The sequence below is a fragment of the Actinosynnema sp. NPDC091369 genome (genome assembly GCF_044757065.1).
Taxonomy (GTDB): Bacteria; Actinomycetota; Actinomycetes; order Mycobacteriales; family Pseudonocardiaceae; genus Actinosynnema.
This window is the reverse complement of record NZ_JBIVUG010000003.1, coordinates 93319-114071: the sequence shown is the minus strand read 5'-3', so window position 1 is coordinate 114071 and position 20753 is coordinate 93319. Positions and strand designations below refer to the sequence as shown.

General features: G+C 72.4%; 20 protein-coding genes and 1 pseudogene. 10 read left to right on the top strand and 11 right to left on the bottom strand.

The window, feature by feature from the left end; all coding sequences use genetic code 11:
- Nucleotides 1–25: 25 nt before the first annotated feature.
- The gene (locus ACIQMJ_RS12995) at nucleotides 26–1312 is read right to left on the bottom strand and encodes an isocitrate lyase/PEP mutase family protein (RefSeq protein WP_499761171.1); all 1287 of its coding nucleotides are present in this window, start codon (nucleotides 1310–1312) and stop codon (nucleotides 26–28) included.
- A 65-nt stretch (nucleotides 1313–1377) separates the two neighbouring features.
- Here ACIQMJ_RS12995 and ACIQMJ_RS12990 point away from each other — a divergent pair, with 65 nt between their 5' ends.
- Nucleotides 1378–2058, top strand: coding sequence for an ArsR/SmtB family transcription factor (locus tag ACIQMJ_RS12990; protein ID WP_499761170.1), 681 nt, complete (start codon nucleotides 1378–1380; stop codon nucleotides 2056–2058).
- Here the strand turns inward: ACIQMJ_RS12990 and ACIQMJ_RS12985 are convergent, their stop codons facing one another.
- Together ACIQMJ_RS12985 and ACIQMJ_RS12980 are read right to left on the bottom strand one after the other, a co-directional pair.
- The gene (locus ACIQMJ_RS12985; protein ID WP_499761169.1) at nucleotides 2059–2688 is read right to left on the bottom strand and encodes an SMI1/KNR4 family protein; all 630 of its coding nucleotides are present in this window, start codon (nucleotides 2686–2688) and stop codon (nucleotides 2059–2061) included.
- 46 nt (nucleotides 2689–2734) lie between these two features.
- Nucleotides 2735–3985, bottom strand: a complete 1251-nt coding sequence (locus ACIQMJ_RS12980; protein WP_499761168.1) for a WXG100-like domain-containing protein — start codon at nucleotides 3983–3985, stop codon at nucleotides 2735–2737.
- Between the two features lie 151 nt (nucleotides 3986–4136).
- On the opposite strand from ACIQMJ_RS12980, the gene ACIQMJ_RS12975 reads away from it, so the two are divergent.
- Both ACIQMJ_RS12975 and ACIQMJ_RS12970 read left to right on the top strand, forming a co-directional pair.
- Nucleotides 4137–4487, top strand: a complete 351-nt coding sequence (locus ACIQMJ_RS12975; RefSeq protein WP_499761167.1) for a YbaB/EbfC family nucleoid-associated protein — start codon at nucleotides 4137–4139, stop codon at nucleotides 4485–4487.
- Nucleotides 4484–4807, top strand: coding sequence for a hypothetical protein (locus ACIQMJ_RS12970; protein ID WP_499761166.1), 324 nt, complete (start codon nucleotides 4484–4486; stop codon nucleotides 4805–4807). Before ACIQMJ_RS12975 ends, ACIQMJ_RS12970 begins: the two co-directional genes overlap by 4 nt.
- A 27-nt stretch (nucleotides 4808–4834) precedes the next feature.
- Here ACIQMJ_RS12970 and ACIQMJ_RS12965 read toward each other — a convergent pair whose 3' ends face one another.
- Together ACIQMJ_RS12965 and ACIQMJ_RS12960 are read right to left on the bottom strand one after the other, a co-directional pair.
- Nucleotides 4835–5584 (bottom strand): PP2C family protein-serine/threonine phosphatase, encoded by a 750-nt coding sequence (locus ACIQMJ_RS12965; RefSeq protein ID WP_499761165.1) that lies wholly within the window; start codon nucleotides 5582–5584, stop codon nucleotides 4835–4837.
- A 55-nt stretch (nucleotides 5585–5639) separates the two neighbouring features.
- Nucleotides 5640–6695, bottom strand: coding sequence for an ROK family transcriptional regulator (locus ACIQMJ_RS12960; protein ID WP_499761164.1), 1056 nt, complete (start codon nucleotides 6693–6695; stop codon nucleotides 5640–5642).
- A 53-nt stretch (nucleotides 6696–6748) separates the two neighbouring features.
- On the opposite strand from ACIQMJ_RS12960, the gene ACIQMJ_RS12955 reads away from it, so the two are divergent.
- The 3 genes from ACIQMJ_RS12955 (at nucleotide 6749) to ACIQMJ_RS12945 (ending at nucleotide 8924) form a co-directional block, all read left to right on the top strand.
- Complete coding sequence (locus ACIQMJ_RS12955) at nucleotides 6749–7768, top strand: Gfo/Idh/MocA family protein (protein ID WP_499761163.1); 1020 nt, start codon at nucleotides 6749–6751, stop codon at nucleotides 7766–7768.
- A complete protein-coding gene (locus tag ACIQMJ_RS12950) occupies nucleotides 7765–8226 on the top strand; it encodes a heme-degrading domain-containing protein (RefSeq protein ID WP_499761162.1) in 462 nt (153 codons plus the stop codon). The genes ACIQMJ_RS12955 and ACIQMJ_RS12950 overlap by 4 nt, the downstream gene beginning before the upstream one ends.
- Before the next feature lie 203 nt (nucleotides 8227–8429).
- Nucleotides 8430–8924, top strand: a complete 495-nt coding sequence (locus ACIQMJ_RS12945) for a carboxymuconolactone decarboxylase family protein (RefSeq protein ID WP_499761161.1) — start codon at nucleotides 8430–8432, stop codon at nucleotides 8922–8924.
- Between the two features lie 56 nt (nucleotides 8925–8980).
- On the opposite strand, the gene ACIQMJ_RS12940 is transcribed toward ACIQMJ_RS12945, so the two are convergent.
- The gene (locus ACIQMJ_RS12940) at nucleotides 8981–10090 is read right to left on the bottom strand and encodes a serine hydrolase domain-containing protein (protein ID WP_499761160.1); all 1110 of its coding nucleotides are present in this window, start codon (nucleotides 10088–10090) and stop codon (nucleotides 8981–8983) included.
- Nucleotides 10091–10353: 263 nt separating this feature from the next.
- Between ACIQMJ_RS12940 and ACIQMJ_RS12935 the strand changes: the two genes are divergently transcribed.
- Complete coding sequence (locus ACIQMJ_RS12935; protein WP_499761159.1) at nucleotides 10354–11979, top strand: glycosyl hydrolase family 18 protein; 1626 nt, start codon at nucleotides 10354–10356, stop codon at nucleotides 11977–11979.
- A 124-nt stretch (nucleotides 11980–12103) separates the two neighbouring features.
- On the opposite strand, the gene rfbB is transcribed toward ACIQMJ_RS12935, so the two are convergent.
- Together rfbB and ACIQMJ_RS12925 are read right to left on the bottom strand one after the other, a co-directional pair.
- Nucleotides 12104–13099 (bottom strand): dTDP-glucose 4,6-dehydratase, encoded by a 996-nt coding sequence (gene rfbB / locus ACIQMJ_RS12930; RefSeq protein ID WP_499761158.1) that lies wholly within the window; start codon nucleotides 13097–13099, stop codon nucleotides 12104–12106.
- Between the two features lie 127 nt (nucleotides 13100–13226).
- Nucleotides 13227–14996: a M14 family zinc carboxypeptidase gene (locus ACIQMJ_RS12925; protein WP_499761157.1), complete on the bottom strand. Its 1770-nt coding sequence runs from the start codon at nucleotides 14994–14996 to the stop codon at nucleotides 13227–13229.
- 152 nt (nucleotides 14997–15148) lie between these two features.
- Between ACIQMJ_RS12925 and ACIQMJ_RS12920 the strand changes: the two genes are divergently transcribed.
- Together ACIQMJ_RS12920 and ACIQMJ_RS12915 are read left to right on the top strand one after the other, a co-directional pair.
- Nucleotides 15149–15391 (top strand): DUF2630 family protein, encoded by a 243-nt coding sequence (locus tag ACIQMJ_RS12920; protein WP_499761156.1) that lies wholly within the window; start codon nucleotides 15149–15151, stop codon nucleotides 15389–15391.
- Between the two features lie 66 nt (nucleotides 15392–15457).
- Entirely contained in the window at nucleotides 15458–16300 is an 843-nt protein-coding gene (locus tag ACIQMJ_RS12915) for a MerR family transcriptional regulator (RefSeq protein ID WP_499761155.1), read from the top strand.
- A 29-nt stretch (nucleotides 16301–16329) separates the two neighbouring features.
- Here ACIQMJ_RS12915 and ACIQMJ_RS12910 read toward each other — a convergent pair.
- Nucleotides 16330–16487 (bottom strand): annotated as a pseudogene (locus ACIQMJ_RS12910) (IS982 family transposase); the annotation flags it as partial.
- Between the two features lie 458 nt (nucleotides 16488–16945).
- On the opposite strand from ACIQMJ_RS12910, the gene ACIQMJ_RS12905 reads away from it, so the two are divergent.
- Nucleotides 16946–17422 (top strand): hypothetical protein, encoded by a 477-nt coding sequence (locus ACIQMJ_RS12905; RefSeq protein WP_499761154.1) that lies wholly within the window; start codon nucleotides 16946–16948, stop codon nucleotides 17420–17422.
- A gap of 7 nt (nucleotides 17423–17429) precedes the next feature.
- Here the strand turns inward: ACIQMJ_RS12905 and recD2 are convergent, their stop codons facing one another.
- Together recD2 and ACIQMJ_RS12895 are read right to left on the bottom strand one after the other, a co-directional pair.
- Complete coding sequence (recD2, locus tag ACIQMJ_RS12900) at nucleotides 17430–19595, bottom strand: SF1B family DNA helicase RecD2 (protein ID WP_499761153.1); 2166 nt, start codon at nucleotides 19593–19595, stop codon at nucleotides 17430–17432.
- Nucleotides 19596–19631: 36 nt separating this feature from the next.
- On the bottom strand, nucleotides 19632–20705 hold the full coding sequence (locus ACIQMJ_RS12895; RefSeq protein WP_499761152.1) for a hypothetical protein: 1074 nt from the start codon (nucleotides 20703–20705) through the stop codon (nucleotides 19632–19634).
- Nucleotides 20706–20753 lie beyond the last annotated feature (48 nt).

Sequence of the window (20753 nt, the reverse complement as noted above, 5' to 3'; positions counted from 1 at the left end):
GACTCTCGGGGCCTGGAGGTTCGACTCACGGGGTGGTCAGGGTGGTGGTTTCGTCGTAGGTGGGGAGGTCGGTGGGTGTGGGCTGGTCGGTGAGCACGGCGGTCGCGGCGTGGACGGCGGCGGAGAGGGCGGCGCGGAACGGGAGGGAGCCCGTGCTCACGCGGCGGACGCCCAGGGAGCGCAACGTGCTCAGGGGCAGGTCCGGGAGGGTGTTCAGCGGAACGGGGAGCGCCGCGACGGTGGCGGCGATCTCACGCTCGTCGCGCAGGCCCGGAATGAACACGCCGTCCGCACCGGCGTCCGCGTACGTCCGGGCACGCCGCAGGGCCGAGTCCCGGTCGACCGACAGCCAGTGGGTGTCCACCCGGGCGTTGACGAACAAGCCCGGCGCGGCCTCCTTGAACGCCCGCACGATCCCGGCGTGCTCCGCGGGGTCCGCGAGCCCCGTCCCACGGCCGTCCTCCACGTTCACCCCCGCCACGCCGAGTTCCCACAGCTCCGCCGCCAGCTCCCGCACGTCCCCGCCGAACCCGGCCTCCACGTCCACCGTCACGGGCACGGGCAGCCGCACGAGCAGCCGCGCCAGCGCCAGCGTCTCCGCCCGCGCCACCCCCGCCGCGTCCGGCAGCCCGTGCGCCACCGCCACGCCCAGGCTCGTCGTCCCCACCGCCGCGAACCCCGCCCGCACGAACGCCGCCGCCGACGCGAAGTCCCACGCGTTCGGCAGCACCAGCAGCTCGTCGTGCAGCCGGTGGAACGCCCGCGAGCCCTCCACCAGCGCCAACGCGTGCGCACGCCCCGGGCACGCGTGCCGCCCGGCCCCGAACCACGCGTCCCGCAGGTCCACCTCCACCACCGACCCGTCCGGCGCGACCCGCCGCGTCACGGGCACCGGCGGCTCCACCCCCGCGATCAACGCCGTCGTCGCCGCCGAAGCCTGCACCAGCACCCCGATCCGCCCGGCCGTCTCCTCGTCCCACACCCCGCCGCACACGTCGACCAGCCGCCCCACCGCGGCGTCCGCCGCCGGCGGCACCGGGACGTGCGGCTGGTAGCACGACGCCACCACGGCCACGTCGCCCGCGACCGACCGCGGCAGCCCCATCGCCTCCGCCAGCACCGCCACCGGCTCACCCGCCCGCCGCAACGACCCGGGGTCCACGCCGGCCAGCACCCGTTCCGCCAACGCCCGCCGCCGCACGTGGTCCGCGCCCTCGCTGAACCGCGCCACCGACGCCCTCAACCACGCCACCCCGGTCGCGGCGGCGGGCACGGGCGGAACCACATACGACGAATCAGTCAGCACGTCCATGCCGTGAAACCTAGGCCGCCATCACTTCGGCCACCGCCGAACCGTCATCGGCGCACAATGGGCCCATGGCAGCAGACGAACTGGCCACCCTGGCCGCCTTGCTGGCCGACCGCACGCGCGCCCGCTTCCTCCTCGCGCTCATGGACGGCCGCGCGTGGACGGCGGGCGAACTGGCCGAGGCCGCCGACGTCACCGCCTCCACGACCAGTGAGCACCTGACCCGCCTCATCCGCGGTGGCCTGCTCGTCGAACGCCGCCAGGGCCGCCACCGCTACGTCCAGCTGGCCGGCCCGAAGCAGGCGCGGCTGCTCGAAGAGCTGCTCGCCTACCTGGGCCCCACGGACCCGCCGCGCCGCACGCTGCGCGCCTCCGCCGCCAACCAGGCGCTGCGCCGAGGCCGCACGTGCTACGACCACCTGGCCGGTCGCCTCGGCGTCGCCATCACCGACGCCATGACGGCCCGCGGCCTGCTCACCGCCGACCTCGCCGTCACCGACGACGGCCTCACCTGGCTCGAGCGCGAGCTCGCGTTCACCCCGCCCGCCACCCGCCGCCCGCTGGCCAAGGCATGCCTGGACTGGACCGAGCGCCGCTCCCACCTCGCGGGCACGGCGGGCGCGCACCTGCACGCCGCCTTCCACGAGCGCGGCTGGGTGCGGCGGGTGGGCACGGGCCGCGCCGTGCGCCTCACCACGACCGGCGAGACGGCGCTGCGCGACCTGCTCGGCGTGACGCCACCGGACTGATCAGTCCCCTGTGGACAGCCGCACGGTCGCACCGGGCGGCAGGTCGTGCAGCTGCCGGGCGATCGGACCCCGGATCAGCAGCGCCTCCGCCGCGTCCTTCACCACCAGGTCGTCGAACGCGACCTCGCCGCCCAGCGCGATCGGCCGCGACGGCAGCAGGCGCTGCCCGAACTCCAGCGGCCCGCGCTCGTCCTGCCACACCTTCGCCAGGAACGCCGTCGCGCGGTCGTCCGGGTCGGCGAGGAGCCACCGCGCCCACTCCTCCAGCGACGTGCCGATCACGGTGGCGCGCGCGGTTTCCGGGTCCCAGCTCACCACCTCGGTGCCGGCCCGGATCGCGTGCTGCGTGCCGAGCACGTCCTGGCCGAAGCAGAACAGGTCGTCGGCCAGCCCGTCGTAGGCGTGCTTCCACGGCGCGCCCGAGTTCCAGTCCGACAGCTCGGGGCCGTGGCCGTCCGGTCCGACCCGGAACACGTGCAGGCCCGCGTCGAACGCGAAGAAGCCGTTGACCCGGGACAGCACCTCGCCGAGTTCCCGCAACGGCCCGTCCACCCCGAAGTCGACCTCGACCCGCGGACCGAGCGGCCCCTTCGCGCGGGCGAGCAGTCCGGACAACGCGGATGCGCTCATCGCTGGCACCCTCCGGCAGCAGTGATCACGAATTCCACCCATCGGTTCACGGTGTCGTGTCCGGCACGACGACGACATCCACCTTCGCGTTCTCGGGCAATCCCTTGACGCCGTGGTTCCACCAGGCCGATCCGGAACCGCGGTTGTCGGAGGAGTCGATCGGTCGGACGCCGGCATAGGTCTCGTCCGGCGTTCCGGCGTTGCGCCGGCCGCCCTCCCACATCCGCGCGGGTGGGTATTCGTCCAGGTCACGGGGCCTCCCGTCGGGTGAGGGCGTGTTGCGGTAGGAGGTGCCGTGTTCTTGCCGGTATTCGCGCCGGAAGTTGGCCAGTGATTCCTTGCGGCGCTGCTGCGCCCGTTCGGTCGTGCCGGGCGGGCGGTTGTCCACGGTCACGGTGTGCGGGTGCCCGGCGAGCTGCGCGTCCTGCACGTGCCGCGCCGATTCGGGGTAGGTCTCGGCGTTGACGTACAGCGTGTAGCTGCCGTCCGGCTCCTGCACCCGCACCCAGCTCCTGCCCGCGAACTCGATCGTGTCGTCCGGCCGGCCGTCCGCGCCCTCCGGCGGCATCGCCCCGGCGACGGCGTCCAGGGCGTTGACGGCCTTCGCCGCGGTCGCGCCCACGCCCGCCACGGGTATCGCGCCCAGGGCGGACTGCGCGGCCTCGCCGTACTTGCCCTCGGCGAGGTACCAGACCGCGTTGGCCGCGTCGGCGGTGTCCACGACGAGCCCGAGGACGTCCAGCGTCGTGTGCGCGTAGCGGCCGAACGACATCACCGGTTCCTCGCCCACCGGTGGTGGCGCGTCGCCGTCCCAGAGCAGCGCGGCGGCCTTGCGCGCGATCATCTCGCGCAGGTGGTTCGCGATCATCGCGGCGAAGTCGCGCTGGGGGTTCAGCTCCGCGCCGAACCCGGTGATCATCACGGGGTTCACCAGCAGCGCGAACACCACCTCGTTCTCGGCGATGGTGTCGACGATGGTCGTCTTGGCCGAGTGCAGCTCCTGCCGGTAGTGGTCGGCGCGGACGTGCAGCCGCGCCATCCGCTGCCCGAGGTCGGCCAGCTTGGCGAGGTACTGGTCCACCCGCGCGCCGAGCTCCCCGCCGCCGTCGTCCTGCCACGCCGCGCACGCGCCGTCCCGCGCCCGGCCGGTCCCCTCGGCCGCCGCGGTCACGGTGTCGACCGCGAGCTGCCACGCGTCCGCCAGCCGGGCCGCCGCCGCCTCGTCGTCCGGCGGCCACGAGTCGTAGATGCGCTTCACGGCCGTCCACAGCGGACTCGACGGCTCCGGGACCCCCATCCGCCACGCCCTCCCAACGACGGCACTCGGACCTCGGCCGAGTCTGCGGCGGGTTCGGGCGGCGCGACGGCGCGGTGGCCGGAAGCGGCCGGCGGGACGGGCGGCGCGGCGCGGAGTCGGCACGCTGGCCGCACGACGACGGGAGGTCACCATGGTCGAGGACGGGCGGCGGACGGCCGAGGAGGTGTGGCGGGTGAACCGGGCACTGGCCGCGATCGAGGTGACGGCCTCGTCGGACGACGGGCTGGTCGACGTGACCGTGGGGCCGGACGGCGCGATGCGCGCGCTGCGCCTCGACCCCCGGCTCTACCGCGCGCCCGACGCCGCCGCGTTGGCCCGAGCCGTCACGCGTGCCGCCCAGGCCGCGGCCGGGAGCGCGCACCGCGCGGCGTTCGACGTGCTCAAGCCGCTGTTGCCGGCGGACGCGACGGCCGAGGGCACCGACCCGGCGTTCGACCCGCTGCTGCACCACCTCGACCGCCTGGCCGGGGGTGGGCGGTGAACGGCGTGCACATGGACGTGGTCGAGGCCGCGACCGCCATGGAGGGGTTCACCGAGGCGGGCGCGACGTTCGCGAGCGAGTGGTCGGGCACCCTGGCCGCCATCGAGAGGGCCGCGGGCGAGCTGGGTCGGGGACCGCTCGGCGAGGCGTTCATGAGCAGGTACCGGGGCCCCGCTGCCACGACGGGTCAGCGCGCGACCGAGGCCGCGCAGGTGCCGGAGCGCTTCGGCGCCGCCGGCCTGGCGTGCGTCGAGGACTACGTGCGCGCCGACGACGCGGCGAGGCGGGCCATGCCCCCGCCGGGCTCCGGCCCTCGGTGAGGCCGGTCCCCGGCCGCGTTCACCCCGCTAGCTCGTCAGCCACTTCGGCAGCCACGACGAGTTGCCCGCGGGCAGCACGTCGACCACGACGCAGGTGATGTTGTCCGGCCCGCCGCGCGCGTTGGCCGCCTCGATCAACGACCGCACGGTCTCGTCGCCGTCGGCGGTGGCGGTCAGCAGCTCGGCGATCTCCGCCGCGCCCACCACGTCCGACAGCCCGTCCGAGCAGATCAGGTACCGGTCGCCCACCTCGGCCTCGGCGAAGAACAGGTCCGGGTCGTGCGCGCTGCCCGCCTGCAACGCGCGCATGAGCATGGACCGGCCGGGGTGCTCGGCGGCCTGCTCGGCGGCCATCCGGCCGTCGTCCACCAGCGCCTGCACCATGGTGTGGTCGCGGGTGATCTGGCTCAGCTCGCCCTCGCGGACCAGGTAGCAGCGCGAGTCGCCGATGTGCCCGACCGCGAACCGCTCGCCGTCCCACAGCAGCGCGGTGAGCGTGGTGCCCATCCCGCGCATGTCGAAGTTCTCCTCGGCCAGGTCGGTCAGCCGGATGGCGATCTCCCGGGCCGCGCCGGCCAGCTCGCCGAGGGGGTCGTCGGCCTCGACGTCGAGGTCGGCCAGCACCGCCACCGCGATCGAACTCGCCACTTCGCCGTACGCGTGCCCGCCCATGCCGTCGGCGACGGCGAACAGGCGTTCGCTGAAGTACACGGAGTCCTCGTTCGCTTCACGGCGCAGGCCGGGGTCGGTGCCGACGGCGTACCGGAGCGCATACATGCCGCACAGTGAATCACCCGCACGAGTGCCCGTGAGCAGGGCATGTCCAATCCGGTCAGCGAGGACGGCCGTAGAACTCGCTCAGGAGCAGCATCGCCGCCCCCGCCGCGACCACGTCATCACCCAACGGGGTGATCGACACGTCCACCGGCAGCCACTCGTCCTTGGGCAGCCTGGCGCGCACGCCGTCGAGGTAGGCGGCGGGTTCGGCGAGCACCGCGCGCCCGGCCAGCACCACGTGGTCGATGTCGAGGAGTTGGACCAGGTCGGCCACGGCCACGCCCACGACGGACGTCGCCTCGACCAGGTCGCCGCGGGCGGCGGCGAGGTTGTGCAGCGCCTCGATGCACCCGCTGCGCCCGCAGACGCACGGCGGGCCGTCCAGCTGGAGGGTGGTGTGGCCGTACTCGCCCGCGTTCGTGCGCACGCCCCGGTGCACCCGGCCGTCGAGCAGCATGCCGATGCCGAGCCCCGTGCCGACCAGCACCAGCACCGCGTCCCGCAGCTCCTCGCCGCGCCGCCACGCCTCGGCCACGACGGCCGTGTTGGTGTCCTTGTCGAGCACCACGGGCAGGCCCAGCCGCTGTTCGGCCAACGCCCGCAGCGGCACGTCGTGCCAGGCGGTCAGGCCGGTCGGGTAGTGCACCACGCCCGTGCGGTGGTCCAGCGGGCCGACGAACCCGATGCCCACCCCGAGGAGCCGCTCGGCGCGCAGCCGGTCGCTGCGCAGGCCGTCGACCAGCCGGTTCAGCTCCTCCACGAAGGTCGGCGGGTCGAAGTCGGGCGGCAGCGGGGCGACCGCGCGGTCCAGCACCGTGCCCGCGAGGTCGGTCAGCACGACCCGCAGCTCGTCGCGCTCGACCTGCGCGCCGAGCGCGAGCCGGGAGTCCGCGACCAGCTTGAGCAGGGTGCGCGGCTTGCCGACGCCGACGTTGCGGGTGCCGGACTCGACCAGCAGGCCGTCGTCGATGAGCCTGCTGACCACCTTGGACACCGCCTGCGGGGTGAGCCCGCTGCGGTCGGCCAGCTCGACCCGCGTCACGGCGCCGGAGCGGGCCAGCCCGAGCACCACCGCGTCGTTGTACCCCCGCAGGAAGCGCAAGTTGGCCACGGGTCCATCATCGCACCTGGCGCTTTACTACACGGCGTTGCTTTAATCGGCGCATGCCTCTCCGCACCGGACTGCTCGGCTACGGCATCGCCGGCCGGGTGTTCCACGCACCGCTGATCGCGGCGACACCGGGCCTGGAGCTGACCGCCGTCGTCACCGCCGACCCGACCCGCCGGGCGCACGCCCGGGCCACCCACCCCGACGTCCGGCTGCCGCGGGCGGTCGAGGAGCTGTTCGAGCTCGACCTGGACGTGGTCGTGGTCGCCACCCCGAACCGCACGCACGTGCCGCTGGCGCTGGCCGCGATCGAGGCGGGCATGGCGGTCGTGGTGGACAAGCCGTTCGCGCCGTCGTCGGCCGACGCCCGCCGGGTGCTCCAGGCGGCGCAGTACCGCGACGTGCCCGTGACGGTGTTCCAGAACCGGCGGTGGGACAGCGACTTCCGCACGGTCCGGTCGCTGCTGGCCGACGGCGCGCTGGGTGAGGTGACGCGGTTCGAGTCCCGGTTCGAGCGGTGGGTGCCGGAGGTCTGGGACAACTGGCGCGAGTTCGGCGCGCCCGAGGAGGCGGGCGGACTGCTCTACGACCTCGGCGCGCACCTGGTCGACCAGGCGCTGGAGCTGTTCGGGCCGGTCGCGACGGTCTACGCGGAGCTGGACCGGCGGCGGCCCGGCGTCGAGGTGGACGACGACGTCTTCGTGGCGTTGACGCACGCCGGCGGGGTCCGTTCACACCTCTGGGCCAGTTCGGCCGCCTCGCACCACGGGCCGCGGCTGCGCGTGCTGGGCTCGACCGGCGCGTACGTCTCGCACGGCCTGGACCGGCAGGAGGAGGCCCTGGCCGCCGGCAAGCCGTATGAAGATTTGTCGACAAATGGCCGGTTGGGGTTGCTGGACGACGCCGAGGAGGTCGTGGGCCTGCCCGGCGCGTACTCGGAGTTCTACCGCCTGCTCGTCACCGCCCTGACCGACGGCGGCCCGCTGCCGGTCGAGCCGGAGTCGGCCGTGCGCGCGCTGGAAGTGATCGAGGCGGCGTTCACCTCCGCCCGGACCGGACAGGTGGTGTCGCTGTGAGCTTGCTGGAGACGTTGGCCGAGCAGGAGTCCCGGCTGGTGTTCACGTCGTTCGACAACGACGTGGCGCTGGCGCTGGGCGCGTTCCTGCTGGAGGCGGCACGCGCGCAGGCGCTGCCCGTGACGATCTCGGTGCGGCGGGGGCAGCAGCGGCTGTTCCACGCGGCGCTGCCGGGCACGTCGGCGGACAACGACGAGTGGATCGACCGCAAGAGCCGCGTCGTGGACCGGTACGGCCAGAGCTCCTACCGGGTCGGCGAGAGCTTCCGGGCGAGCGGCAGGACGTTCGAGGCCGACTCCCGCCTGGACCCCGACCGCTACGCCGCTCACGGCGGCGTGTTCCCCGTGATCGTCGCCGGGGTCGGCATGGTCGGCACCGTCGGCGTGTCCGGCCTGCCGCAAGCCGACGACCACGCGTTCGTGGTGGCGCAGGTCGAGGAGTTCCTCGCCACCACCTAGACCGCGGGCGCGCCGGTCGCCGCCCGACCGCCGCGCCCTTCCCCACCCGACGGCCCGTCCTGCCCCCGGACGGGCCGTCGGCGTCAGCGCTCCGGGTCGTCGAGGCCCCACCACCCGTGCCCGAGCACGCGGGCGGTCACATCCGGCGTGCGCCGAACGTCAACGCGGTGACAACGGCGAAAACCCGGAAGGACAGGTCCACGATGACCACCACGCACGACGCCCGCCAGTCGCGACTGCCCGACCCCACCGGGCTCGTCCCGGAGCTGGCGCAGGTCGCCGGAGCCCTGTTCCAGGCCGTCGGCAACGGTTCGATCCCGCGCACCACCATCGGCCTGGTGCACCTGCGGGCCGGCCAGCTCGTCGGCAACACCTACCTGACCACGCTGCACACCGGGAACCTGCGCAAGGCGGGCGAGGCGGAGGAGCGCATCACGGCCGTCGCGTCCTGGCGGGACGCGCCCCACTTCACCGCGGCCGAACGGGTCGCGCTGGCGCTCGTCGAGGCCGTCCTCACCCCCAACCCGCGCGGCGAGCGCGTCACCGACGAGCTGTACGCCGAAGCGTCCGCCCACTACGACGACAAGGCGCTGGCCACGCTCACCACGGCGATCGGCCAGGTCTGCTTCTTCATCCCCGTCGCGCTCATCGGCAAGCCGCTGCCCGGTGTCGCACCCGCGGAGCAGTGGCGGGCCTGAACGCCGAGCGGTGGGGGCGCACGGGTCCCGGGCGCCCCCACCACGTCGGTCCGGTGTCAGCAGAACACCTCGCTCAGCAGCTCGTTGTAGCCCGCCACGTCACCGGGGTCCGGGGCGGAGGTCAGGGACATCGTCAGGCGGGTCTTCGTGTCCGCCGTGCTCATCATCAGGCTGGCGTAACCGGGGATGCCGCCGCTGTGGCCCCAGATCGTGACACCGCACGGCAGCTGCTCCGACGTGATGCCCAGGCCGTAGCCGCCGGTGATCGGCAGCGTCGCCGTCAGCTCCGCCTGCTGCGCCGGCCGGAGCAGGCGCCCGTCCAGCAGCGCGTCCGCGAACCGGTCCAGGTCCGCCGTCGTGGAGATCATCTCGCCCGCCGCGTACGCGACCGACGGGTTCATCTCGGTGATGTCCACGACCTCGCCGCCCGCCCGGATGTAGCCGTGCGCGTGCGGGCCGGGGATGTCGGCGCGGGTGCCCGGCACGGACGTCGACCGCAGGCCGAGCGGGCGCAGGACGCGCTGCCCCACGGCCACCTCGTACGGCTTGCCGGTGACCTTCTCCACCAGCATCCCGGCCACGACGTAGTTGGTGTTCGAGTAGCTCCACTTCGTGCCGGGCTCGAAGTCGAGCGGCTTGGCGGTGGCCACGGCCACCAGCTCGGCGGGCGTCCACGTCTTGTACCGGATGTCCAGCAGGCCGTCCGGGTCGAGCGGGAGCGCGGACGTGTAGTTGTAGAGCCCGCTGGTGTGCTGGAGCACCTGCCGCACGGTGATCCGGTCGCCGTCCGGCAGCAGGCCGGGCAGGTAGCGCTGCACCGGTGCGTCCAGCTCGACCCTGCCCTCGCCGACGAGCTGGAGCACGACGGTCGAGACGAACGTCTTGGTGATGCTGCCGATCCGGAACCGGCCGTCGGTCGGCACGGGACGCGGCGAGTCGATCCGCGCCGTGCCGCTGCGCGCGGTGAACTCGTGCCGCCCGTCGTTGACCCGGAGCTGCACCCCCTGCGCCCCCGTGCGCGCCATGTCGTCCAACGCCCGCTGGACGACCTGCCGGTCGATCCGGCCGGCCGCCTCGACCGACGGCTCCGCCACCGCCGTGCCGGCGATGCCGACGACCGCGAGCCCCGCGGCAGCCGCCAAGGCGATTCCCCTCTTGCCCCTCACAGTGGTCCTCCTCGTTCGCGTCGAGACCCCCTCGACGGGTCCGAGTCTGACCTCCCGGCGGCGCGCGCACGTCGGCCCCTGGTCTGGGAGGGGGTCAGACTTTAGGCTCGTCCACCCTTAGTGGTCGCCCGTCTTCGGAACCGGTTCCGAGGGGGTTGCCACTAGTCCGTTCGAGTGACGACAATGGTCTAGACCTTGACCGTGAAGTGGTCTGAACCACATGGTGGCGTCAACCCTGCACTCCTTTCCTGACAAGGAGCACGATGTCCAAGATCCGATGGCATGTCACAGCGTTGTTCGTGGCGGTCGCCACGTTGGTGGTGGGGCTGGTCGTCGCGCCCGCGGCCAGCGGTGCGGGCGGCGTCTCGGCCACCTTCAGCAAGGGCTCGGACTGGGGCACCGGCTACGAGGGCAAGTACACGATCAAGAACGGCGGCACGTCCGCCCTCACGTCGTGGACCGTCGAGTTCGACCTGCCCGCCGGCCACAAGGTCAGCTCCCTGTGGGACGCCTCGTACACGACCAGCGGCCAGCACGTGACCGTGAAGAACACGTGGAACGGCAACGTGGGCGTGGGCGCGTCGGTGAGCTTCGGCTTCAACGTGACGTACTCCGGCACGTTCAGCGGCCCGGCCAACTGCAAGCTGAACGGCGCGTCGTGCGACGCCGGTGGGACGACGACCACCACGACGACCTCGACGACCACGTCGACGACGACCAGCACCACGACGTCGACGACCACGACGACCACCACCTCGAACCCGCCGGTCGGCTCGCGGAAGAACCTGGGCTACTTCACCCAGTGGGGCGTCTACGGCCGCCAGTACTTCGTGAAGAACATCCACACCTCCGGCTCGGCCGCGAAGCTGACGCACATCAACTACGCGTTCGGCAACGTGCAGAACGGCCAGTGCACCATCGGTGACGCCTACGCCGACTACGACATGGCCTACACCGCGGCGAACTCCGTCGACGGCGTCGCGGACACCTGGGACACCGGCGCGCTGCGCGGCTCGTTCAACCAGCTGCGCAAGCTGAAGAAGATGTACCCGCACATCAAGGTGCTGTGGTCGTTCGGCGGGTGGACCTGGTCCGGCGGCTTCGGCCAGGCGGCGCAGAACCCGGCCGCGTTCGCCGAGTCCTGCTACAAGCTGATCGAGGACCCGCGCTGGGCGGACGTGTTCGACGGCATCGACATCGACTGGGAGTACCCGAACGCCTGCGGTCTGACCTGCGACACCAGCGGCTTCGGCTCGTTCAAGACGCTGTCGCAGGCGCTGCGCACCCGGTTCGGCGCGAACTACCTGGTCACGGCCGCCATCACGGCGGACGGCTCCAACGGCGGCAAGATCGACGCGGCCGACTACGGCGGCGCGGCGCAGTACCTCGACTGGTACAACGTCATGACCTACGACTACTTCGGCGCGTGGGCCGCGCAGGGCCCGACGGCCCCGCACTCGCCGCTGACGTCGTGGTCGGGCATCCCGACCGCCGGGTTCAACTCCGACGCGGCGATCCAGAAGCTGAAGGGCAAGGGCGTGCCCGCCGCCAAGCTGCTGCTGGGCATCGGCTTCTACGGCCGCGGCTGGACGGGCGTGACCCAGTCCGCGCCGGGCGGCACGGCGACCGGCGCGGCGCCGGGCACCTACGAGGCGGGCATCGAGGACTACAAGGTCCTCAAGACCAAGTGCCCGGCCACCGGCACCGTCGCGGGCACGGCGTACGCGCACTGCGGCAACGAGTGGTGGAGCTACGACACCCCGGCCACCATCGGCGGCAAGATGGGCTACGCCAAGACCCAGGGCCTGGGCGGCGCGTTCTTCTGGGCGCTCGACGGTGACACCACCAACGGCGAGCTCATCACCGCGATGGGCAACGGCCTGAAGTAAGCACCTCGCACCACCGAAGGGCCCTGCGGGCGTCCCCCCGCAGGGCCCTTTCGCGTGTCGAACCCCCAAGCCCCGCGAGTCGAACCCTCAGGTCTCGCGAGTCGAACGCTCAGGTACCTCGAGTTCAACGCTCAGGACGGTCGGCCCAGGCGGTCTCCGTGACGGGGCTGCGGTCGCGCAGGGGCTCCCACCAGGCACGGTGATCGGCGTACCAGCGGATCGTGTCGCGAACGCCCTCGGCGAACGGCACCCGCGGCTCCCACCCCAGCTCACGGCGGATCTTGGCCGAGTCCAGCAGGTACCGGCGGTCGTGGCCGGGCCGGTCGGGCACGGTGGTCTTCCGCGACGACGGCAGGCCCAGCTCGTCCAGCACGAGGTCGGCGATCTCCGCCACGCTCGCCTCGACGCCCGTGCCGACGTGGTAGGTCTCCCCGACCCGCCCGCGCAGCAGCACGGCCTCGATCGCACGGCAGTGGTCGAGCACGTGGATCCACTCGCGGCGGTTGTCGGACGACGCGTAGACCGGCAGCTCGCCCCCGTCCAGCGCCCGCGTGGTGAACAGCGGCAGCACCTTCTCCGGGAACTGGTTCGGCCCGTAGTTGTTCGCGCAGTTCGTGATGGTCACCGGCAGCCCGAACGTCTCGTGGTACGCCCGCACCGCGTGGTCCGCCCCGGCCTTGCTCGCGTTGTACGGGGTGCGCGGCCGGTACGGCGACTCCTCGGTGAACGCCGACGTCGCGTCCAGCGCCAGGTCCCCGTACACCTCGCACGTCGAGATGTGGTGGAACCGCCGCACGCCCGCCTGCCGCGCCGCTTCCAGCAGCGCCTGCGTGCCCAGCACGTTGGTGCGGAAGAACCGGGTGGGGTCCAGCACGGCCAGGCTGTTGTGCGACTCGGCGGCGAAGTTCACCACCACGTCGATCCCGGTCAGGTCGGCCGCGGCGATGTCCGCCTCGACGAACGTGACGCGGTCGCGCACGTCGGCGAGGTTGGTCAGGGTGCCCGCGTACGTCAGGGCGTCCAGGGCCACCACCCGGTCCTCGGGGTGCTCCCGCACCCAGTACCGCGTGAAGTGCGACCCGATGAACCCGGCCGCGCCGGTCACGAGAACGGAAGTCATATCGCACGCTACCGGCCGCGGCGTCCTGAGCGTTGAACTCAGGGGTCCTGAGCGTTCGACACGCGGGGCTTGAGCGTTCGACTCGCGGGGGCCCGCGAAGGGAGAGGTGCGGGCCCCCGGCAAGCGGTCAGACGGTCAGGCTCCACGAGTTCAGGTAGCCCGTGTCGGCCGAGTACACGTCCTGCACGCGCAGCTGCCACGTGCCGTTGCGCGCCTCGGACGACACGTTCGCCGTGTACGTGGTGTCGATGTTGTCGCCCGAATCGTTGTTCGACGCCTTCAGGCGGTACGCCGTGCCGTCCGGCGCGACCAGGTCGATCACCAGGTCACCCCGGTAGGTGTGCACGACGTGCACCTCCACCTGCGACGACGCCGAAGCGTTGCCCTCGCAGCCGGCGATCGTGATGGCGCTGGTGACCGCGGCGCCGTTGTCCGGAACGGCCACGTCGGTGTCGTTGGTCTGCTTCGCGCAGCCCACCGGCGGGTTGCCGCCGCCGCCGTACGGGTTGGCCGCCTTCTTCGCCGCGTACATCAGCATCGGCTTCGTCTTCGGCCAGAACGTCGACGCCTGGCACGAGAACGCCGGGAAGAACCCGGAGCACGTGCCCGACGACGGCCCGATCTCCCACACGAACGACGCCACGCCCAGGTCGTCGTACACCCAGTCGTCCGTCGCGCCGGCCGCGTTGTAGAGCACCTCGCCCGGCTGCCCGTACTGCCACCCGCCGGCCAGTGACGCCATGTCCTTGGCCATTGCCCGCATCGGCGCGTCGTTGCCCGTCTTGTACGACGTCGTCCAGCCCCACGGGAACAGCACCAGGTTCGAGTAGCTGTGCATGGAGATCACGACGCCGGTCGTGTCGGCGGGCGCGGCGTCGGTGACGCCGGTGCCGCGGCGGTCGCGGTAGAGGTTGCGCCACAGCGCCTGCAACGCCTTGGTCTCCACCTCGGAGTTCGCCGACGGGCCCTTGTAGGTCTGGTCGCACGGGTTGGAGGACGTGCCCTCGCCGCCCCAGTGCGAGTCGGTGTTGCGGTTGAGGTCGATGCCGATCTGCGACGACGACGTGCCGGAGCAGTTCGACCCGTTCGTGGTGTTGGCGTTCTTGCGCTGGTAGCGCGGCGAGTTGCCGCCCTGCTGCACGATGTTCACGCCGTCGGGGTTGGCGATCGGCACCACCCACACCTCGGTGGTGTCCAGCAGCGCCGTGACCTCGGCGTCGACCCCGTAGCCGGTGGTCAGGTGGTCGATCCACCTCCACGCGGTGTCGCCGGTGGTGAGCTCGCGGGCGTGCAGCTGGCCCATGACGAAGAACCGCGGCTTGGGCGCGGACGTGCTCAGCGCGCAGTCGCCCGCGTTCTTCTTGGTGATGCAGATGGCGCGCAGGTCGTACCCGCCCGAGCCCTGGGTCTTGCGCCACGAGTCGCCGTAGTCGACCAGGGTGGTCAGGTTCGGGTACTGCTGCCCGACCTGGTCGAGGTGCGACCAGTGGGCGTTGATCGTGCGGTAGCCGCCGTAGTAGGTCTCGTTGATGTCGGCGGCGTCGAACGTCGGCGACTGCGACTTCTTCGCGGGCGGCTGCCACTCGGGGGCGGGCAGCACCTCGTCGATCACGGCGCTGAAGCCGGCCTGCTTGAGACCGGCGCCGGTGGTGGCGTCACCGAGCACGAACAGGTAGTCGCCGTCGCGGTCCTCCAGCACGTCGAAGCCGCGCCCGAGCAGGTTCTGGGCGGCGGCGCCGAGCGGCGCGTGGACCTTGTAGACGTAGGTCGGTCCGGCTTGGACCGCGGCGACCTCGGGTGCGGGGCCGGCGGTGCCGGGGGTGCCCCCGGTGACCACCGCGGCCGCCGCGACACCGGCGACGGCCAGTGTCAGCAGTGAACGTCTGGTCGACTTCACGGTTGTTCCTCCTAGGCAGGGTCGAGCTGGAGGATGGGGGACGAACCGCCTCCTTGCACACCCGCCATCCGGCCATTCCTCGTCGTGGCGGCACGGGGTTTTGACAGATGCCGGTGAGGTACCCGGCGCTTGGTCCGGATGGAGGAGGAGTCGTGACGGACGAAGAACTAGTCGCGCGGATCACCCAGCTGGTGGAGGAAGAACACCGGTTGGAGGGATCACGCGTCGGCGAGGGCCTGAGCGAGGGCGACGCCCGGCGGCTGCGCGACCTCGAAGTGGCCCTGGACCAGACGTGGGACCTCTTGCGCCAGCGCCGCGCCCGCCGCGCGGCCGGCATGGACCCGGACGCCGCCGAGCCCCGCGACCCCGGCACGGTCGAGAACTACCGGCAGTAGGTCCGGCGGGCGTTTGACTCGTCCCTTGGGGCAGGCCGCAGGGTCGTCGCCATGGAGGATGTGGGGGTGGCACGGCTACTGGGCACACGGCTGCTGGGCATCGGCGAGTTCGCCCGCCGTTCGCGGCTCTCGGTGAAGGCGCTGCGGCTGTACGAGCGCCAGGGCCTGCTGCGGCCGGCCGTGGTCGACGCGGGCAACGGCTACCGGCGCTACCAGGAGGACCAGCTCGCCACCGCGCGCCTGGTGGCGCTGCTGCGCCGGCTGGACATGCCGCTGTCGGTCGTCGGCCGGATCGTGGCCGCGCCGGCGGACGAGCGGGCCGACCTGCTGGGCGAGTACTGGGCCGGGGTCGAGCACCGGATGGCCGTGCAGCGCGGCCTGGCCGCCCACCTCCGCGTCGTGTTGTCCGGAGGGAAGGGGTTGGTCGAGATGTACGACGTCAAGCAGCGGGAAGTACCCGAACAGGTGGTGCTGACCGAGCAGCGGCACCTGCTGCAACCGGCGCTGGTGGACTGGATCGCCGGTTCGATGGACCGGTTGACGAGGGCGGCGCAGGAGCACGGGGGCGTGTCCGACGCGCCGTTCATCGTCTACCACGGCGAGGTGAACGAGGACAGCGACGGACCGGTCGAGGCGTGCGTGCCGATCGGGGTGGCGGAGCCGCCGAGCGGGGTGGCGGCACGGGTGGAGCCGGCGCACCGGGAGGCGTACGTGCGGCTGACCAAGGCGCAGGTGGTGTTCCCGCAGATCCTGTCGGCCTACGACGCCGTGGCGATGTGGATCAAGGACAACGGTCACGTCATCCACGACGCGCCGCGCGAGGTCTACTTCGCCGACTTCGGCGCGGCGGGCCCGGACGACGAGGTCTGCGACATCGCGTTCCCCTTGCGCTTGACGGGTGACGCGTAGTCCGGTCGGTGGTCGCCGGAGGTCGGGGACCGGGTGACGGGCAGGTGGGGCTCGTGGTCGCTGGTCGCCATGAGCACCCGCCGCTCGTCGGTCTCCGGATCAGCCAGCGCCCACGTGACCGGTAACCCGCCGGGGTGCGGACCAGGTGCGGACGCAGTCCCCGGAACCAGCGGGCGTGGCGGCGGCAGCCGGACCGGCCGGGCAGGTCGACCTACGCACACCCGTCCGGTCCCGGCGAGCGACGCGCGAAGCCGTTGCGCATCGTTGCAATTTCCAATGCCATCGTCCACTGGTCGTGAATATCCCTTAAGGGCACCCCTTAGCTTGTCCGGATGGTCTTTTTGCCGCCCTCGCACGAACACTGTTTGCGACCAAGCGGCTGATGGCAGAAATGCAATCGCCCCGTTTCCCGCCTCTCACCGAGGAAGGCCGGTTGCACATGCGCAAAGGATCTCTCGTCTTTTCCGTGCTGACCGTCGCATCCACTTCGCTGCTCCTGGCCGGCTGCGGTGCCGACGCGGCCCGATCGCACCCCTTGGCGGTCCGGGGCCCGCCGAACCTCAGGACGCGTCCCAGCTGTTCATCTGCCAGGAAGGCGGCAACAGGCAGGTGTGCGAGGCGTTCCACATCGGCAGCGGTCGGTTCATGCGGTTCGAGCAGGACGGCCGGTTCGTTCGGGAGGTCAGCCGGGACCGGGTGGTCGTGGAGGCGGGAGCCGGGTCCAGGATGGCCGTCCTCGAAGCCGGTTTCGGCGGCACGGGTGGGGACATCTCCTACGACCACCTGACGGGCGAGCTCAAGGCGCACGGGCCGGCGAGGGTGGCGCGGTCGGCCAAGTACGACGAGGAGAAGTGGAACGACCGGCCGGGCTGGTTCGGGAACTCACCGCTGGTGAACGAAAGCCACCCCGTCCCGGGCGAATACCTCCCGGGCGGGAAGGATTGCAGCGACGTGAAACCCGAAGACCGGGAGGAGACGTTCGAGGCGGGCGAATTGGACAGCTACGCGCTCGTCGCCTGCGTCAAAACCGCCGAGGCGGATCTCGGCTACCTGGTCGTGCGCCCCGAGCACGGCAAGCCGCGCGGCTACCACGTGTACAGCCGCGTCTGGGCGCGTCGCTGATCCGGGCTCAGAGAAGCTGGGCGAGGCGGTGGGCCAGGGCGGTGTGGCGGCGGCCCGCACCCACGGTGCGGACCGCCTGGCCGATCGCCTTGCGGGAGCCGACCAGCACGACCAGCTTCTTGGCCCGCGTCACGGCCGTGTAGAGCAGGTTGCGCTGCAACATCATCCACGCGCTCGTCGTGATTGGGATGACCACGCACGGGTACTCACTGCCCTGTGAGCGGTGAATCGTCATGGCGTAGGCGTGGGTCAGCTCGTCCAACTCGCCGAACTCGTAGTCCACGTCCTCTTCCTCGTCGGTCCGAACGGTCAGCTTCTGCTCCACGGCGTCGATCGCCGTGACGATCCCGAGCGTCCCGTTGAACACGTTCTTGTCGTAGTTGTTGCGCATCTGCGTGACCTTGTCGCCCACCCGGAACACCCGGCCGCCGAACCGGCGCTCCGGCAGGTCCGGTGTGGACGGTGTCAACGCCTCCTGGAGCAACGCGTTCAGCCCGCCCGCGCCCGCCGCGCCCCGGTGCATCGGCGCGAGCACCTGCACGTCCGTGCGCGGCTTGAGGCCGAACTTGCGCGGGATGCGGTTGGCGACGACGTCGACCACGAGCGACGCGGCCTCCTCGGCCTCCTCCACCGGGAACAGGAAGAAGTCCGGCATCCCCTGCACGACGGGGTAGTCGCCGTTGTTGATCCGGTGGGCGTTGGTCACCACGCCGGACTGCTGCGCCTGCCGGAAGATGTGCGTGAGCCGGACGTTCGGGACGGGGCTGTCGGCGGCCAGCACGTCCCGCAGCACCTCGCCCGCGCCCACGGACGGCAACTGGTCGACGTCGCCGACCAGCAGCAGGTGCGCCCCCGGCGCGACGGCCTTGACCAGCTTGTTTGCCAGCAGCAGGTCCAGCATCGACGCCTCGTCCACGACCACGAGGTCGGCGTCGAGCGGCCGGTCGCGGTCGTACGCGGCGTCACCGCCGGGCTTGAGCTCCAGCAGCCGGTGCACGGTGCGCGCCTCGTGCCCGGTCAGCTCGGTCAACCGCTTGGCCGCGCGGCCGGTCGGCGCGGCCAGCACGACCCTCGCGCCCTTGGCGACGGCCAGCTTCACGATCGACCGCACGGTGAAGCTCTTGCCGCAGCCCGGCCCACCCGTCAGCACGGCCACCTTGCGGGTCAGGGCCAGCCGGACCGCGTCGCGCTGCCGGTCCTCCAGCGACGCCCCGAGCCACGCGAACGCGCGGTCCCAGTCGACCGCCTGGAACGCGGGCATCCGCTCCTCGTCGGTCTTCAGCAGCCGCAGGAGCTGGTTGGCCAGCGAGATCTCGGCGCGGTGGAACGCGACCAGGTAGACGCCCGGCTCTCCGTCCGGCATCACCTCGCGGACCACGCCCTCCTCGGCGACCAGCTCGGCCAGGCACTCGATCACCAGGCCCGCGTCCACCTGGAGGATCTTGATCGCCGCACCGATCAGCTCGTTCTCGGGCAGGTAGCAGTTGCCGTCGTTGGTGGCCTCGGACAGGGTGAACTGCAACCCGGCCTTGACCCGCTGCGGGCTGTCGTGCGGGATGCCGACGGCCTTCGCGATCTGGTCGGCGGTGCGGAACCCGATGCCCCACACGTCGTTGGCCAGCCGGTAGGGCTCCTCGCGGACGACGTCGATCGCCTTGTCCTGGTACTGCTTGTAGATCCGCACGGCCAACGACGTCGACACGCCGACGCCCTGGAGGAAGACCATGACCTCCTTGATGGCCTTCTGCTCCTCCCACGCGTCGGCGATCAGCTTGGTGCGCTTCGGGCCGAGCTTGGGCACCTCGACCAGGCGCTGCGGCTCGTGCTCGATCACGTCCAGCGCGTCCACGCCGAAGTGGGTGACGATCCGGTCGGCCAGCACCGGCCCGATGCCCTTGATCAGGCCGGAGCCGAGGTAGCGGCGGATGCCCTGGATCGTCGCGGGCAGCACGGTCGTGTAGTCCTCGACGTGGAACTGCTTGCCGTACTGGGGGTGCGAGCCCCAGCGCCCGCGCATCCGGATCGACTCGCCCGGCTGCGCGCCGAGCAGCGACCCGACCACGGTGACCAGGTCGCCGCCGCGGCCGGGGTCGACGCGCGCGACGGTGTAGCCGGTCTCCTCGTTGGCGAACGTGATCCGCTCCAGCACCGCTTCCAGGACCGCGTCAGCCACGCGGTCACCCTAGGACGTGGCACCGACGTCCGGCGGTCAGGGCCACAGGACCGCGCGCCCGCCGAACTCGCCCACGACCACACCGCGGTCGTTGACGTCCAGGGCGAAGCCGTGCGTGCCGGCCGGCACCGGCAGCAGCGTCACCTCACCCGACGGCGACCAGCGCAACGGCCGGTAGGTGCTGCCGATGGCCACGCCCGCGGCCGTGCCCCCGTCGTTGACCCGGGCCACCTCGCCCGCGGTGAAACCGGCGGGGAGCGCCAGGGTCGTGACGCCGCCGTCGGCCGCCCACCGCACCGGCGAGCCGTCGACCCGGCCGAACGCCGCACCGCCCGCGTCCAGCGCCGACAAGGTGCTGGACCGGCCGGGCGCGGCGGGCGGGTAGGCGACCGCGGCACCGTCCCAGCGCACGCCGAAGGCCGTCCGGTCCTCCGTCTGGTACGAGCCGATCACGAACCGACCGCGGACCGCCTCCACGCCCAGGTGGCTGCTGCCCGGGACGGCGCCCAGGTCGGTGGGCACGCCGTCGTCCCACCTCACCGCCCGACGGCCCGCACCGCTGTACGAGAGGCCGGCGATCGCGCCCCGGTCGTCGATGGCGGTCGCCTCGGTCGCGGCGCCCAGGCCCGGGAGCACGGTGGCCGCGCCGTCGTCGTCCCAGGTGATCGCTTGGCGCGCGCCGTCCGCGTCGCCGCCGTACCCGACGACCGTGCCGCTGTCGTTCACCGCGACGGCGAGCGTGTAGTCGCCGCCGGGCAGGAAGTCGAGCACGGTGACCGAGCCGTCGGGGTTCCACCGGGTCGCCTGCGACCAGTGCGCGGGGTCGCTGGTGTTCCCGTACGCCGCGCCGTCCGCGTCGACGCCGAAGACGGTCGCGTACCGGCCGCCCGCGGGCAGGGCCAGTTCGCTGATCCGACCCTCGGCGTCCCAGCGGACCGCCCGGGACCGCCGGTCCACGCCGGTGGCGCGGCCGACGACCACCCCGGCGTCGTTGATCGCGACCGCCGACCCCTTCGGCGCGAGCTCCACGAACCCGGGCCCGGCCACCGCCGCCGGGGCCGTCGAGATCGCGGAGACGAGCGCCAGCGCGGTGCTGAGCAAGTGCCGCACGACCAGACCTCCTCGTCGAAGTCCCGCCCGACTGCCAGCTAAGCAGCT